This window comes from Serratia proteamaculans, assembly GCF_013337185.1.
Classification (GTDB): domain Bacteria; phylum Pseudomonadota; class Gammaproteobacteria; order Enterobacterales; family Enterobacteriaceae; genus Serratia; species Serratia proteamaculans_D.
Genome location: NZ_SWDE01000001.1, coordinates 1,023,857 through 1,038,870 on the forward strand (window position 1 = coordinate 1,023,857; position 15,014 = coordinate 1,038,870).

At 57.1% G+C, this 15,014-nt stretch carries 12 protein-coding genes; 4 read left to right on the forward strand and 8 right to left on the reverse strand.

What is annotated here, in order from left to right:
* Positions 1 to 5: 5 nt before the first annotated feature.
* The 7 genes from FCL49_RS04765 to FCL49_RS04795 form a co-directional block, all read right to left on the reverse strand.
* On the reverse strand, positions 6 to 719 hold the full coding sequence (locus FCL49_RS04765) for a MurR/RpiR family transcriptional regulator (RefSeq protein WP_017892496.1): 714 nt from the start codon (positions 717 to 719) through the stop codon (positions 6 to 8).
* Between the two features lie 115 nt (positions 720 to 834).
* Positions 835 to 1,671: a Sir2 family NAD+-dependent deacetylase gene (cobB, locus tag FCL49_RS04770; RefSeq protein ID WP_174352624.1), complete on the reverse strand. Its 837-nt coding sequence runs from the start codon at positions 1,669 to 1,671 to the stop codon at positions 835 to 837.
* An 11-nt stretch (positions 1,672 to 1,682) separates the two neighbouring features.
* A complete protein-coding gene (nagK, locus tag FCL49_RS04775; RefSeq protein WP_112362595.1) occupies positions 1,683 to 2,603 on the reverse strand; it encodes an N-acetylglucosamine kinase in 921 nt (306 codons plus the stop codon).
* A gap of 55 nt (positions 2,604 to 2,658) precedes the next feature.
* Positions 2,659 to 3,906, reverse strand: coding sequence for a lipoprotein-releasing ABC transporter permease subunit LolE (gene lolE / locus FCL49_RS04780; protein ID WP_174352625.1), 1,248 nt, complete (start codon positions 3,904 to 3,906; stop codon positions 2,659 to 2,661).
* On the reverse strand, positions 3,906 to 4,610 hold the full coding sequence (lolD, locus tag FCL49_RS04785) for a lipoprotein-releasing ABC transporter ATP-binding protein LolD (protein WP_135316175.1): 705 nt from the start codon (positions 4,608 to 4,610) through the stop codon (positions 3,906 to 3,908). Before lolD ends, lolE begins: the two co-directional genes overlap by 1 nt.
* Entirely contained in the window at positions 4,603 to 5,805 is a 1,203-nt protein-coding gene (gene lolC / locus FCL49_RS04790; RefSeq protein WP_174352626.1) for a lipoprotein-releasing ABC transporter permease subunit LolC, read from the reverse strand. The genes lolD and lolC overlap by 8 nt, the downstream gene beginning before the upstream one ends.
* A 118-nt stretch (positions 5,806 to 5,923) precedes the next feature.
* Positions 5,924 to 6,565 carry a helix-turn-helix transcriptional regulator gene (locus FCL49_RS04795; protein WP_174352627.1) on the reverse strand — a complete coding sequence of 214 codons (642 nt, stop codon included), beginning with the start codon at positions 6,563 to 6,565 and terminating at the stop codon, positions 5,924 to 5,926.
* A gap of 86 nt (positions 6,566 to 6,651) precedes the next feature.
* On the opposite strand from FCL49_RS04795, the gene FCL49_RS04800 reads away from it, so the two are divergent.
* A complete protein-coding gene (locus FCL49_RS04800; protein ID WP_174352628.1) occupies positions 6,652 to 7,635 on the forward strand; it encodes a threo-3-hydroxy-L-aspartate ammonia-lyase in 984 nt (327 codons plus the stop codon).
* A 151-nt stretch (positions 7,636 to 7,786) separates the two neighbouring features.
* Positions 7,787 to 11,269 carry a transcription-repair coupling factor gene (gene mfd / locus FCL49_RS04805; protein WP_174352629.1) on the forward strand — a complete coding sequence of 1,161 codons (3,483 nt, stop codon included), beginning with the start codon at positions 7,787 to 7,789 and terminating at the stop codon, positions 11,267 to 11,269.
* Between the two features lie 33 nt (positions 11,270 to 11,302).
* Here mfd and FCL49_RS04810 read toward each other — a convergent pair whose 3' ends face one another.
* Positions 11,303 to 12,403 carry a GGDEF domain-containing protein gene (locus tag FCL49_RS04810; protein WP_174352630.1) on the reverse strand — a complete coding sequence of 367 codons (1,101 nt, stop codon included), beginning with the start codon at positions 12,401 to 12,403 and terminating at the stop codon, positions 11,303 to 11,305.
* A 200-nt stretch (positions 12,404 to 12,603) separates the two neighbouring features.
* Here FCL49_RS04810 and FCL49_RS04815 point away from each other — a divergent pair, with 200 nt between their 5' ends.
* Positions 12,604 to 13,089, forward strand: a complete 486-nt coding sequence (locus FCL49_RS04815; protein ID WP_174352631.1) for a heme-degrading domain-containing protein — start codon at positions 12,604 to 12,606, stop codon at positions 13,087 to 13,089.
* Positions 13,090 to 13,319: 230 nt separating this feature from the next.
* The gene (gene dauA / locus FCL49_RS04820; RefSeq protein WP_174352632.1) at positions 13,320 to 15,008 is read left to right on the forward strand and encodes a C4-dicarboxylic acid transporter DauA; all 1,689 of its coding nucleotides are present in this window, start codon (positions 13,320 to 13,322) and stop codon (positions 15,006 to 15,008) included.
* Positions 15,009 to 15,014 lie beyond the last annotated feature (6 nt).

Sequence of the window (15,014 nt, forward strand, 5' to 3'; positions counted from 1 at the left end):
CGGCCTCAGCGGCTGCGCCGTTCAAACCAGGCTTTGATCAGGTTTTCAAACCCCAGCAAACAGTGACCAAAGAACGGGTTGGGATAATAGATATCATGGTCATATTTTTGGCGATCTTCGTAGATAAAACTCATATCGGCCTGCTGCGCCAGCGGGCTGTCACCGTCGCCACAGAACGCCGCCAGCCGGATATCGTTACGCTTCACCGCCTCGCTCCAGTTCAATGCCGAACCACTATTGCCCGATTTTGAAATCACGATCACCATATTGAAACGAAAACGCGTCTCCCGATCGAGAATATCGAAGTCCGGCCACAGCGACAGATAGCTGTCGATGCCCAGAGTCATAAACTTGTTGTACATGTACTGCGCCACCAGCTGCGAGAAACCGCTACCGTGGATCAGAATTTTGCCCTCGTCGAGCAGATCGAGGAACTGCGCCTGCTGCTGCACGCTAACCGCCACGGGGGCCGACTTTTCAGCCAGATAGGCCGGTGCCATGGCCAGATTGAATTTGATAAAATACACCAGCTCCAGATAGCCGCGAAATCCCAACTTTTTGGCCAGCCGCACAACCGTTGACGGCGAGCTATAACAACGGGCGGACAGCGCACGAATGCCCTCGTCGATGCAGGCATCGGGGTTATCGAGAATACAGTTGAGAATAGCCAGATCCGTTTTGCTCAGATCTGCCTGACTGAATACCTGTTTGAAGTTCACCGTCACCCCGTTGGCGCTATTATGACGAAAGAAGCTGGGTATTTTCTGGATGGACAACTCGTGGAGCGGCGGGTGTATAACCCCAGGGAGAAAAAACTTTCCCCTGGGGTCAAACTTAAGGCTGATCCGCTCGTGCTACCTTGCCGACCAGAAATTTATGCACAAAGCGCGGTACCACGGCGCTGGCCTGGCCATAGTGTTTTTCATCAAACTGGCTCTCGACCTGGCTGGGTTCCAGATTCAGCTCCATGGTGTGCGCCCCGCCCAAGCGGGCCTCATGCACAAAACCGGCGGCCGGATAAACGTGGCCTGAGGTGCCAATAGCAACGAAAAAGTCTGCCTTGGCCAGTGCCTGATAGATTTCATCCATGCCCAGCGGCATTTCGCCGAACCATACTATGTGCGGCCGCAGCGGTGCCGGGAACTGGCAGCAATGGCAGCGATCCTCGACGCTGAGATCTTCCGGCCAGTCAAATACCTGCCCGGAACTGGTACAGCGCACTTTCAGCAGTTCGCCGTGCATATGCAGCACCCGGGTGCTGCCGGCACGTTCGTGCAGATTATCGATATTCTGCGTCACCAGCAGGAAGTTATCTCCCAGCCAGGCTTCCAGATCGGCCAGGGCACGGTGCGCGGCATTAGGCGCAATCTCTGCCGACTGCAGTTGGCGGCGACGCTCATTGTAAAACGCCTGAACCAGCTGCGGATCGCGCTGATAGCCTTCCGGTGTGGCAACGTCCTCCACCCGGTGTTCTTCCCACAGCCCGTCGGCAGCGCGAAAGGTGCGAATACCCGACTCAGCCGAGATCCCGGCCCCGGTCAACACCACGACAAACGGCTTTTTCAGCTCGGCGGCCGCCATGGTATCGCGATGAAAAATCCGCGAACGAAAGCGCTGATGCAGCACATGCTTACTCTTGCGAAACTGACACAGCCGATGGCGAGTGTGCATTAACTCTCTCCTTACTTTTCCCTGTTGACCAAATTGAGGAACGCGGCTCCGCGCACCCCACCGGCGTCGCCGTAGCGCGCCTTTTCAATCCGTGGCAACTTGGCCACGCGCAACAGATGTGCCGGCAAACGCTGCGGTAATTCCTGGTAGATCGCTTCAAAGTTCGACAAACCACCGCCAATCACCACCAGATGGGGATCGATGATGGTCAGCAGATTACCCAGACATATCGCCAGCACGTCCATAAAACGTTCGACGTGAGCCACGGCCTGCGGCTCACCCGACTGATAATGCGCAATGATCTGCTGCGCAGGCAAGTGCTGCTGGTAAAAGTGGGCGTACATCCACTCAAAACCGCGGCCGGAAATGTAATTTTCGATGCAACCCTGATGACCGCAGCCACAGGGAACGCGAGGTATATCACGGCCCAGCACCTCAAGGGCATCTACCGGCAGGCGGAAGTGGCCGAATTCACCGGCGATATAATTGCGCCCGGAGACCACCTTGCCATCAACGATCAACCCGCCGCCAACCCCGGTGCCGAGAATAATGCCCAATACCGTTGGATAGTGTCGGAACTCTTCGTCCCAGGCTTCCGAAAGCGCAAAGCAGTTGGCGTCATTATCAATACGCACTTCACGACCAATCAGTTCAGCCAGGTCATGCGGCAACTTCTGCCCCATCGCCGCCGGCACGTTGGCGGTGAACACGGTGCCGTCGTCATCGTTGGGCAGACCCGGAATGCCGATGCCGACCATGCCCTTCTGGCCGCAAAACGCATCGGCTTCAAAGGTCAGATCGCGCAGTGTCGCCAGCAGTTGCTGATAATCTTCACGCGGCGTCGGCACTCTTTTTTGCCAAATGCGCTGCAGGTCTGCGTCGAATACGCCCAGCTCAATCTTGGTGCCGCCCATATCGAAACCGTAGTACATAACCCACCCTCAGGCTAAAAAAATGGGGCGGCATCTCTGCCTCCCCTGATTTTGATTATTGTCCGCTCAACACTCGTGCCGGATCGATACGGCTGGCGCGCCTGGCCGGATACCAGCTAGCCAACAGGCTGAGTACCAGCGCGGTCACCAATACAATCACCACGTCCAGCCAGTGCAGCTCGGAAGGCAGGAAGTCGATGAAGTAAATATCTCCCGACAGGAATGAGTGCCCCATCAGCTTTTCCAGCCCTTTGATGATATTGGTCAGTTGCAGCGAGGCGATCACCCCGACCACCACGCCGCTGACGCTGCCCACCAGCCCGGCCAACAGGCCGTACCAAATAAATATGGCGCGGATAAACCCGTCTTTGGCACCCAGGGTGCGCAGCACGGCGATATCGCCACTCTTGTCCTTCACCGCCATCACCAGCGTAGAAACGATATTAAAGCAGGCAACCCCGATCACCAGCACCATCGCCAGATACATGATGGCGCGGATCATCTGGATATCGCGGTACATATAGCCGTAGGTGCCAATCCAGCTCTTGATGTAAACGTAGGAGTTGGTGACCTCGCCGGCGTCACGCACCAGTTTGTTGGCGGCAAATACGTCGTTCACCTTGATGGCAATGCCGGTCACGCTGTCGCCCATATCCAGATACTGCTGGGCATCGGCCAACGGCACCATCGCCAGGCTGTGATCAAGCTGTCCGCTAAGTTGCAAAATACCGGTCACGTGCAGACGAATACGTTTCGGTTGCAACAGCTTCATTTGCGGATCGCTGTTGGGGATCATCACCGTCACATAGCTGCCCTGCTTGACGCCAAGGGCATCGGCAACGCCCTTGCCAAGGATCACCTGCTGCTCACCGCTTTTGAAGTTGGCCCAGGCGTCGCCCTGCACGTATTTCGGCAAGGCGCTCAGCTGATTTTCCTGCTGAGGATCAACGCCTTTGACGCCAACCGCACGCAGCTGCGCGCCATTTTCCATCAGGCCGGTAAAGTTGATATAGGGGGCGGCAGCCACAATGCCGGGCACCTTTTCCACCCGTTGCAGAATCGACGACCAGTCTTTGAATGGCTGTTTCACCGGTTCGATTTCACCGTGTGGCACCACCGCCAGAATGCGGTTTTTCAGTTCGCGCTCAAAACCGTTCATGGCACTCAGGCCGACGATCAGCACCGCCACGCCCAGCGCAATACCGATGGTGGAAATCACCGAAATCAGTGACACCATACCGCCACGCTTGCGCCCACGGCTGAAACGCAGGGCCGTCAGAAAGGAAAGTGACGCGCCTGCCATTACTCAGCCCCCAACAGGGTCAACTGGGCCTGCAGATGGCCGTCAGCCATTTCCAACTGGCGACTGAGGCGCTTGGCCAATTGCAGGTCATGGGTCACCACCAGGAACGCGGTGCCCTGGCGCACATTCAGTTCACCGAGCAGATCAAAGATGCTGTCGGCGGTGCGTTTATCCAGGTTGCCGGTGGGTTCATCCGCCAAAACCAGCGACGGATTATTCACCAGCGCACGGGCAATCGCCACGCGCTGACGTTCACCGCCGGACAGTTCTGAAGGCCGGTGCTTGCTGCGTTTTTCCAGCCCGACCGCGGTCAGCATTTCCAGCGCCTTTTCCTGCGCCTGCGCCGGTTTCATGCCGCCAATCAACAGTGGCATGGCGGCGTTTTCCAGTGCGGTAAAGTCCGGCAACAGGTGATGGAACTGGTAGATAAAACCAAGCTGGCGGTTGCGCAGTTCGGCCTTGGCCGCCGAGGACAACGTATTGAGCGACTGGCCCTTGTAAATCACCTCGCCGGAGGTCGGTGAATCCAGCCCGCCCAACAGGTGCAACAGAGTACTTTTCCCGGAGCCCGAGCTACCGACAATCGCCATCATCTCGCCCGGCTGCATGGCAAAGCTGACATTACGCAGTACGTCGGTATGCAGGTTGCCTTCCTGATACGTCTTGCACAGGTTGTCGCACTGCAACAAAAGATGGTTACTCATAACGTAAAGCCTCAGCGGGTTGTACGGCGGCAGCGCGCCATGAAGGGTAAAGCGTGGACAACAGGGAAACCGCCATCGCCGCTACGGCAATGACCGTCACCTGCAGCGGATCAACCGCCACCGGCAGCGATGCGCCGTCAATCAATGCGCCGAGGATCGGCATCAGGTTATTAAGATTGCTGGCCAGCAACACCCCGAGCAGCGTGCCGAGCAGCGAACCGATAATACCGGCGCTGGCACCCTGTACCATAAACACCGCCATCACCTGTCGACGCGTCAGGCCCTGGGTTTGCAAAATAGCCACTTCGCCCTGCTTTTCCATTACCAGCAGGCCAAGGGAAGTAATAATGTTAAATGCCGCCACCGCCACGATCAGGCTAAGCAACAGCCCCATCATGTTCTTCTCCATACGTACCGCCTGGAACAGCTCGCCCTTGCGTTCGCGCCAGTCTTTCCATTCGGTACCCTGCGGCAATTTCTGTTGGCTGAGGGTATCGACCGTCAGCGGCTGCTGCAGGAACAGGCGCCAACCGGTGATATTACCGGCCGGATAGCGCAGCAGGCGCGAAGCGTCCTGCTGATTGACCAGCATCTGGGTACCGTCTACTTCACTATTGGCATGGAAGGTGCCAATCACGGTAAACAGACGCTGGATCGGAATGCGACCCATCGGTGTGAACTGGCTGGCGCTCGGCACCATCACCCGCAGCGGATCGCCACGTTTAACGCCAAGCTGCCCGGCTAACTGTTCGCCGATGATGATGTTGTATTGGCCCGGCTGCAGCTGTTGCTGTTTGACGTTCACCAGAAACGGCGTCAGCGGATCGGCTTCGTCCGGGTTCACCCCCAGCATCACCCCCACCGCTACGCTGCGGGCGCTTTGCAGCACCACGTCACCGGTAGTCAAGGGCGCAACGCGGCTGACACCCTGCAAGCCCTGCACCGCCGATGCCGGGATTTGTTGCGGGTTGATTGACCCCTGCGGGCTGGTGATCAACGCCTGCGGCATCAGGCCGAGGATATTGTTCTCCAGATCCTTTTCAAAACCGTTCATCACCGACAAGACGGTAACCAACGCCATCACCCCCAGCGTAATGCCGATGGTGGAAAGCCAGGAAACAAACCGCCCGAAGCGGTCTGAAGCCCGCCCGCGCATGTAACGCAGGCCAATGAATAACGCGACAGGTTGATACATGAAATCCGTTTTGTTGCCGTAGCTTAAGCGAAAGTGATCAAGGATAATAAAGGCTATACCCCGTTTAGGGAACCACCCTGACGCCTTTTATTCCGCTGATCCTGCTAACGGCAGCACGTCACCCGGCGTCACGCTTTAACAGGTTGTAAACCGACACCCGCGAAATACCCAGGGCTTCCGCCGCCATGGTGGCTGCGCCGCGCAGTTGCAGATAGCCCTGCTGCTTTAACAGTTGGAGAGCCTGAAAACGTTGCTCGGAAGAGAGCGCACGCGGAGCGGTGGCATGCGAAGCCGCAAAGTTGTTGATCACCGAGGCGATGTCCGACAGCGAGCGTACACCTTCGGCAACCGGCTGCGGCGTGCTCTGCACCACGGCGGTTAACTGCTGCAAAATAGCGGTGGCACTGTTGAAAATCGAGACGTCCAGATTAAGACAAATCGCGGCCACAAAAACGCCCTGACTGTTGCGCAGACCTATTGAAGTGCTTTTGGCCGGGCGGCCGTCCGGGAAGGCATTGGCATAGTTTTGCACCACGTCAGGAAAATCCGGCGAGGCAATACGTTCCAGCCCCATTTCGCTGGCGGCGTCACCAATGTTGCGGTTAGACAGATTATTGGCGATGGCGACGATAGCACTCTCCGGCTGGGTCAGATCGTGCAGCACCACTTCACAACTGGGGGCAAACATCACGCCCAGCGCCTGGACAATTTTTTCCGCTTCGCGCAGTAACAGCGCATTTTCCTGCCTGAGATCGCTCATTAACTTAACCATTTGACAATAACTTAACAAAGAGTAAATTAAAATTTCCGGGTAATCAATCACCCTTTCACCAGCGCGAGGTCGCCATGAGTTCAACGCCCCACTGTATCACCGCCGCCGATATCTCTACCGCCGCAGAAATTCTGGCCGGACATGCCATCCGTACGCCGGTCATGACCTCGCAGCAGGCCGATCGCCTTAGCGGCGCGCAACTTTTCTTTAAATGTGAGAATTTCCAGCGCGTCGGTGCCTTCAAGTTCCGCGGCGCATACAACTCGATTGCTCAATTGAGTGATGCGCAGCGCAAGGCCGGGGTGATTGCCTTCTCTTCCGGCAACCACGCGCAGGCCATGGCGTTGGCGGCGAAGGAACTGGGAGTTAACGTAACCATAGTGATGCCGCACGACGCCCCTGCGGCCAAATTGGCGGCAACGCGCGGTTACGGTGCCAACGTAGTGATTTATCAGCGCCACAGCGAAGACCGCGAAGCCATTACTCAACGGCTGGCGGCCGAACAGGGTCTGACCATGATCCCCCCTTACGATTACCCGCAGGTGATCGCCGGTCAGGGCACGGCCACCAAAGAACTGATTGAGGAAGTCGGCCCTTTGGATGTGTTGCTGGTTTGCACCGGCGGCGGTGGCTTGCTGGCCGGCAGCGGGGTCGCCGCGCACCACTGGTCGCCGGGCTGTAGGGTGTTCGGCGTGGAACCACAGGCGGGCAACGATGTGCAGCAGGCATTTCGCAGTGGCCGGCCGGTACAGATCCCGCTACCAAAAACCATCGCCGACGGCGCACAGACTCAACAGGTGGGTTCGCTGACCTTCCCAATCATTCAGCAGTACGTCGAGGATATCCTGACGGTCAGCGACCCGCAGTTATGTCGGCAGATGCGCTTCTTTATGGAGCGGATGAAAATGGTGGTCGAACCGACAGGTTGCCTGGCCGCAGCGGCGGCGATGAATTCGCTGCTCGATTTGCGCGGCAAAAAGGTCGGGGTGATCGTCAGCGGCGGCAACGTTGACGTCGATAAAATCGCCGACTATCTCGCCATGGCGGCGCAGGAATAACGCCATCTGGAGGTTAAACATACGCCAATAGACCGCCGCATAGCGCTTTTACCTATGTCAGTTTACTGCCCAGTGGGCTAGTATTACCGGGTAAAGGCGCAGCGTGATTTGTGCCAGGGCGAAATTTAACACATTGATTAAAGATACCTTCATGAGCATCTCCGATAACCGTAACCGTTCTGCTTCTTCTTCATCCTCCCGTTATTCCCTGCCTGAGCGCGCGGGCGATTTGCGCCAGTTGGGGCAACTGACCGGCTCGGCCTGTGCCGTGGAATGCGCCGAGATTGTCGAACGTCACAACGGGCCGGTGATGCTGATCGCCCCGGACATGCAAAATGCCCTGCGTCTGCGCGACGAAATTCAGCAATTTACCGATCAAATGGTCACCACGCTGTCCGACTGGGAAACCCTGCCCTACGATAGCTTCTCACCGCATCAGGAAATTATCTCGGCCCGTCTGTCGAGCCTGTACCATCTGCCGACCATGGTGCGCGGCGTGATCATTTTGCCGGTCAACACCCTGATGCAGCGCGTTTGCCCACACGAATTTCTGCACGGCCACGCGCTGGTGATGAAAAAAGGCCAGCGCCTGTCGCGCGACAAGTTGCGCGCTCAACTGGAGCAGGCCGGCTACCGCAGCGTTGACCAGGTGATGGAACATGGCGAATTTGCCACCCGCGGTGCGCTGCTTGATCTGTTCCCTATGGGCAGCGAAGAACCTTACCGCATCGATTTCTTCGATGACGAGATCGACAGCCTGCGCACCTTTGATGTCGACAACCAGCGCACGCTCAGCGAAGTCGATGCCATCAACCTGCTGCCGGCCCATGAATTTCCAACCGACAAAAATGCCATCGAGCTGTTCCGCAGTCAGTGGCGTGAGCAGTTTGAGGTGCGTCGCGACGCCGAACATATTTATCAGCAGGTCAGCAAAGGCACCTGGCCGGCCGGTATCGAATACTGGCAGCCGCTGTTTTTCAGCCAACCGCTGCCTTCGTTGTTCAGTTACCTGCCGGACAACACGCTGATCGTCAATACCGGTAATCTGGAGAGCGCCGCCGAACGCTTCTGGCAGGACGTCAACCAACGCTATGAGAGCCGCCGCGTCGATCCTATGCGGCCGCTGCTGGCACCGGACAGCCTGTGGCTACGGGTTGATGCGCTGTTTGGTGAACTGAAAGCCTGGCCACGCATGGCGCTGAAAACCGAAGAGCTGCCTGCCAAAGCCGGTAACACCAATCTGGATTACCGCACGCTGCCGGATCTGGCGGTACAAGCCCAGCAGAAAGCGCCACTGGACAGCCTGCGTCACTTTATTGAAAGCTTCGATGGCAGCATTATTTTCTCGGTCGAAAGCGAGGGGCGTCGCGAAACGCTGCAGGATCTGCTCGGCCGCATCAAACTCCGTCCTTCACTGATCCAGCATCTCGATCAGGCCGAATTGGCGGGCCGCTACATGATGGTCGGCGCCTCCGAGCGCGGTTTCCTTGACGGCATGCGCAACCGGGCCTTGATCTGCGAAAGCGATCTGCTCGGTGAACGCGTCAGTCGCCGTCGGCAAGACAATCGTCGCACCATCAATACCGATGTTCTGATCCGCAATCTGGCAGAATTGCACCCCGGCCAGCCGGTGGTGCATCTGGAACACGGCGTTGGCCGTTACGTTGGCCTGACCACGCTGGAAGCCGGTGGCATCAAGGCCGAGTACCTGATCCTGTCCTACGCCGGTGAAGATAAACTCTACGTCCCGGTCTCGTCGCTGCATCTGATCAGCCGTTATGCCGGCGGTGCCGACGAAAACGCACCGCTGCACAAACTGGGCGGTGATGCCTGGTCGCGTGCACGGCAAAAAGCCGCCGAGCGGGTGCGCGACGTGGCGGCAGAACTGCTGGATATTTACGCCCAACGCGCCGCCAAAACCGGCTTCGCCTTTAAACATGACCGCGAGCAGTATCAACTGTTCTGTCAGGCCTTCCCGTTTGAGACCACCCCGGACCAGGAGCAGGCGATTAACGCCGTGCTGAGTGACATGTGCCAGCCACTGGCCATGGACCGTCTGGTGTGTGGTGACGTCGGATTCGGCAAAACCGAAGTGGCGATGCGTGCCGCCTTCCTGGCGGTGGAGAACGGCAAACAGGTCGCGGTACTGGTACCAACCACCCTGCTGGCGCAGCAGCATTTCGACAACTTCCGCGATCGCTTCGCCACCTGGCCGATCCGCATTGAGATGATGTCGCGCTTCCGCAGTGCCAAGGAACAGCAACAGGTGATGGACGATGCCGTCGACGGCAAAGTAGATATCATCATCGGTACCCACAAACTGCTGCAGAGCGATCTGCGCTGGAAAGATCTGGGGCTGCTGATTGTCGATGAAGAACACCGATTCGGCGTGCGCCACAAAGAACGCATCAAGGCAATGCGTGCCGATGTGGATATTCTGACGCTGACCGCGACGCCGATCCCGCGTACCCTGAATATGGCCATGAGCGGCATGCGCGACCTGTCGATTATTGCCACTCCACCGGCCCGTCGCCTGGCGGTAAAAACCTTTGTCCGCGAGTACGACAGCCTGGTGGTACGTGAGGCGATCCTGCGTGAAGTGCTGCGCGGCGGCCAGGTTTACTACCTGTACAACGACGTTGAAAACATCGAAAAAGCCGCAGCAAAACTGGCGGAGTTGGTGCCGGAAGCGCGTATTGCCATCGGCCACGGCCAAATGCGTGAACGCGATCTGGAACGGGTGATGAACGATTTCCACCACCAGCGCTTTAACGTACTGGTCTGCACCACCATTATTGAAACCGGCATCGACATTCCCAGCGCCAATACCATTATCATCGAGCGTGCCGATCGCTTCGGGCTGGCGCAGCTGCATCAGCTACGTGGCCGCGTCGGGCGTTCGCACCATCAGGCCTACGCCTATCTGCTGACGCCGCCCCCGAAAGCCATGAGCACCGACGCCCATAAACGTCTGGAAGCCATAGCATCACTGGAAGACCTGGGTGCCGGCTTTGCCCTGGCCACCCACGATCTGGAGATCCGCGGCGCAGGCGAACTGCTCGGTGAAGACCAGAGCGGCCAGATGACCACCGTCGGTTTCTCGCTGTATATGGAACTGCTGGAAAGCGCAGTCGACGCACTTAAAAACGGACGCGAGCCTTCGCTGGAAGATCTCACCAGCAACCAGACCGAAGTGGAGCTGCGCATGCCCGCCCTGCTGCCGGACGATTACATTCCAGACGTCAATACTCGCCTGTCGTTCTATAAGCGCATCGCCAGCGCGAAAAACGACGGTGAACTCGAAGAGTTGAAGGTGGAGCTGATTGACCGCTTTGGCCTGCTGCCGGATCCGGCGCGTAACCTGCTGCAAAGCGCGGCGCTGCGTCAACATGCGCAGTTACTGGGCATCAAGCGTATCGAAGGTAATGAACGCGGTGGATTTATAGAGTTTGGCGAAAAAAACAGGGTCGACCCAGGCTATTTAATTGGGCTGTTGCAAAGCAATCCGCAGGTCTATCGCCTGGACGGGCCGAGCAAGCTGAAGTTTATGCTGGATCTGACCGATCGCCAGAAACGCCTGAAGTTTACCGAAGAGCTGCTGAGCGCATTCCGCGAGCATACGCTGGCAGCCTGAGCCAATAGCCCCTTCTGATTCCATCAGGAGGGGTTACTGCGGCCGAAAGCCGGCCCCCAGCGGTGAAAACGGCATCAATCGGCTGCAAACTACCCGGTTTTTCCCCTCACGTTTGGCTTGGTATAGCGCTTCGTCCGTCATCTCTATCGCTTTATCTACCGCCATTCCGGGCAAATACAGTGAGGCACCGATAGAAACGGTGATCTGGGTCTCGTGGCCTTCATCGAGCAAAAATACCGTTGTCTCCACGCTGCGGCGAATGCGTTCCGCTACCCCGCCGATAATTTTCGGATCATAGCTGGCGGTGATCACCATAAACTCCTCACCACCATAGCGACCGACAAAATCTTCGCTGCGCACGCTGTTTTGCAACAACTGTCCCATCTGGGTCAGCAACAGATCCCCGGCCAAATGGCCATAGGTGTCATTGATACGTTTGAAATTATCCAGATCGAGGATCATCAACCCGCAGGGACGCCGCTCTGCATGTTGCAACATCAGGCGATAGTCGACGCTGGCACGGTTACTAAGATGAGTCAGGCTGTCGGTGGTGGCCTTATCGCGCATTGAAAAATAGGCGTGGATATGCCTCTCTTTGAAGTTCAGCGCATGGTAGCAAATCGCCAGGCACAGGGCGGAAATGGCCTGATACAGCAACGCATCCAGCCACAGGGTACGAATATCGACCAAAAACCAGACTACCAGAATGCGGTATAACGCAATCAGACCTATGGTCAGATAAAACACCCGGTTCGATTTTTTCAACCAGACCCGTGACAGCAGCAACGGAATGATGATCGAGCCGATAAACAGGTTATCGACGGTAAACCCGCCACTCACCACCAACAACATCAGATAGCACGCCATTCCACTGAGCGCACCGCCAAAAAAGGTCACCAATATCATTGGGATCATCACGAAGCTGTAATGGACGTTATCGATCAACTCCAGCCGATCCTGATTCAGAAACAGTATCGCCAGTCCGGCCAGCAGGCCAAAAAGCAGGCGTTTCCATCCTTCGGACTGATAGGAAAAAGGAGCATTCTTGCTGAGGGCAAAATAGCTGACCGACAGCGTGGCGTAGGTGATGCAAGCGTCGCTATAAAGAGTGGGAATTGACGCAACGTAAGTCATATATATTCGCTATGCTCCGCGGAAAATACAGGGTGATTAAGCAATAAATTTTGAGCACCAATCCCTGTCTCATCCATTCCGGCATGGAACATATTACTCAGATTAATAATAGATTAGCAGTTCTATGTTATTTCCAAGGTATCTATCCCACCAGCCCGGTTCAGGATAGTCTGTCAGACACCTAGAGAGGAGCGACAACCATGAATATCGATGATGATTTGCAAGCGCTGACCCAACAGGAAGCGACGTTGACCTTCAGTCACTTTGACCATAATACCGCCTGGGAACTGGGATCGGCGCTGAAATCTGCCGCAGAACAAGGCCGCCTTTCCATCGCCATCGAGATCCAGCTTGCGGGGCAGACACTGTTTTATTATGCCATGCCCGGCACCACGCCTGATATTGCAGACTGGGTGCGGCGTAAACGCAACGTGGTAAATCACTTCCACAAAAGTTCTTATGCTATCGGCCTGCGCCTGCAACAACGCCAATCAACCCTGGAAGAGCGCTATGGACTCAGCGTGCGTGACTACTCGGCGCACGGCGGTGCCTTTCCAATTAATTTAGCCGGACTGGGTTGCATCGGCACCATCAGCATTTCCGGCTCGCCGCAGTTGGAAGACCACAATCTGCTGGTCAGCACCCTGGCGCACTTTCTCGGCTTATCCCTGCCGGCAGTACATTAAGCGATAAAACCCACGCTATTCTCTTAAGGCTGGCCGCCAGAGTCGCGACCAGCCTGCCATCTGATATTGATTGCCGTTTTGAAAGAGTCTACTTTCATTTTCCCGCAGCGCATTGATGTATATCTAGGAATCACCGCCACAACTGGCGTATGGTGTCTGTCAGCTATTCGAGACGGACCGCAACCGGCCCGCCATTCCGTTCTCTTTTATAGACTTGGTTAACACCTCAGATGAAAACGCATGAAATTAACGGCATTCGGCCGTTCAGCGCCCTGATTGATGCCTGTTGGCGAGATCCCTATTCCCTGCAACGCCTGCTAAAAGACGCCATCGCCGGCGTCACCGTCGGCATCATTGCCATCCCGCTGGCGATGGCGCTGGCGATTGCCAGCGGCGTTCCCCCTCAATATGGCCTTTACACGTCAGCGGTCGCCGGGATTGTGATCGCCATTAGCGGCGGTTCGCGCTATAGCGTTTCCGGGCCTACCGCCGCCTTCGTGGTGATCCTGTATCCGGTTTCACAGCAGTTCGGCCTCTCGGGCCTGTTGATCGCCACCCTGCTTTCCGGGCTGTTTTTGGTGCTCATGGGGTTGGCACGTTTCGGCCGGTTGATTGAATATATTCCCCTGTCGGTGACGCTGGGCTTCACCTCCGGTATTGCCATTACCATCGCCACCATGCAGGTGAAGGACTTCTTCGGTCTGCAACTGACGGCGGTGCCGGAACACTATGTGGGCAAGGTTTACGCCCTGCTGCAGGCGCTGCCAACGCTGGATATCGGCGATACGCTGATCGGCGCGGTGACCCTGTTGATCCTGATATTTTGGCCGAAGCTTGGCCTGCGGGTACCGGGCCATTTACCGGCGTTGATGGCAGGCACGGCGGTGATGGGCATTCTGGCGCTGTTTGACCACCCGGTGGCCACCATCGGTTCCCGCTTCAGCTACCTGCTGGCCGACGGTACCCAGGGCCAGGGCATTCCTCCCATTTTGCCGCAGTTGATGCTGCCGTGGGATCTGCCGGCCGGTGACGGCAAGCCGATGGCGCTGAGCTGGCAGACAATTTCCGCCCTGCTACCGGCGGCATTCTCCATGGCCATGCTGGGTGCGATTGAATCCCTGCTGTGTGCCGTGGTGTTGGACGGCATGACCGGCAAGAAGCACAATTCCAATACCGAGCTTATCGGCCAGGGAGCAGGCAATATTATCGCTCCATTCTTTGGCGGCATTACCGCCACTGCCGCCATTGCGCGTTCCGCAGCCAACGTGCGCGCCGGGGCCACTTCGCCGGTATCTGCCATTATTCATGCGTTGCTGGTGCTGTTGGCGCTGCTGGTGCTGGCGCCGTGGCTGTCCTGGCTACCGCTGGCGGCAATGGCGTCGCTGCTGCTGATGGTCGCCTGGAATATGAGTGAAGCCCATAAGGTGGTTTATCTGCTGCGGCGGGCACCGAAGGACGACATTCTGGTGATGCTGCTGTGCCTGTCGCTGACGGTGCTGTTTGATATGGTGATTGCCATTACCGTAGGCATAGTGCTGGCTTCGCTGCTGTTTATGCGCCGCATTGCGCGTATGACACGCTTGAGCGAACTGAGCGCCGAAAATGGCCGCCTGGTGCTACGGGTGAACGGTCCATTATTCTTCGCCGCCGCCGAACGCATTTTTAACGAGTTGCTGGTGCGCAGTGAAAGTTATGACGTGATTGTCTTGCAGTGGGATGCGGTACCGGTGCTGGACGCCGGTGGCCTGGATGCCCTGCAGCGCTTTATTGAAGCCCTGCCGCCCGGCAAGCAATTGGCGATCACCGATATGCCGTTCCAGCCGTTGAAAACGCTGGCACGAGCGCGAGTACAGCCGATTGAGGGGAAACTGCATTTCTACGCAACGCTACCCGAGGCGCTGACAGCGTTAAACACCTGAAAAACA

Coding starts and splice junctions, on each gene's coding strand:
- cobB (WP_174352624.1), bottom strand. CDS start 1,671: ATGCACACTCGCCATCGGCTGTGTCAGTTTCGCAAGAGTAAGCATGTG.
- FCL49_RS04800 (WP_174352628.1), top strand. CDS start 6,652: ATGAGTTCAACGCCCCACTGTATCACCGCCGCCGATATCTCTACCGCC.
- FCL49_RS04795 (WP_174352627.1), bottom strand. CDS start 6,565: ATGAGCGATCTCAGGCAGGAAAATGCGCTGTTACTGCGCGAAGCGGAA.
- lolE (WP_174352625.1), bottom strand. CDS start 3,906: ATGGCAGGCGCGTCACTTTCCTTTCTGACGGCCCTGCGTTTCAGCCGT.
- FCL49_RS04810 (WP_174352630.1), bottom strand. CDS start 12,403: ATGACTTACGTTGCGTCAATTCCCACTCTTTATAGCGACGCTTGCATC.
- FCL49_RS04815 (WP_174352631.1), top strand. CDS start 12,604: ATGAATATCGATGATGATTTGCAAGCGCTGACCCAACAGGAAGCGACG.
- mfd (WP_174352629.1), top strand. CDS start 7,787: ATGAGCATCTCCGATAACCGTAACCGTTCTGCTTCTTCTTCATCCTCC.
- lolC (WP_174352626.1), bottom strand. CDS start 5,805: ATGTATCAACCTGTCGCGTTATTCATTGGCCTGCGTTACATGCGCGGG.
- dauA (WP_174352632.1), top strand. CDS start 13,320: ATGAAAACGCATGAAATTAACGGCATTCGGCCGTTCAGCGCCCTGATT.
- nagK (WP_112362595.1), bottom strand. CDS start 2,603: ATGTACTACGGTTTCGATATGGGCGGCACCAAGATTGAGCTGGGCGTA.
- lolD (WP_135316175.1), bottom strand. CDS start 4,610: ATGAGTAACCATCTTTTGTTGCAGTGCGACAACCTGTGCAAGACGTAT.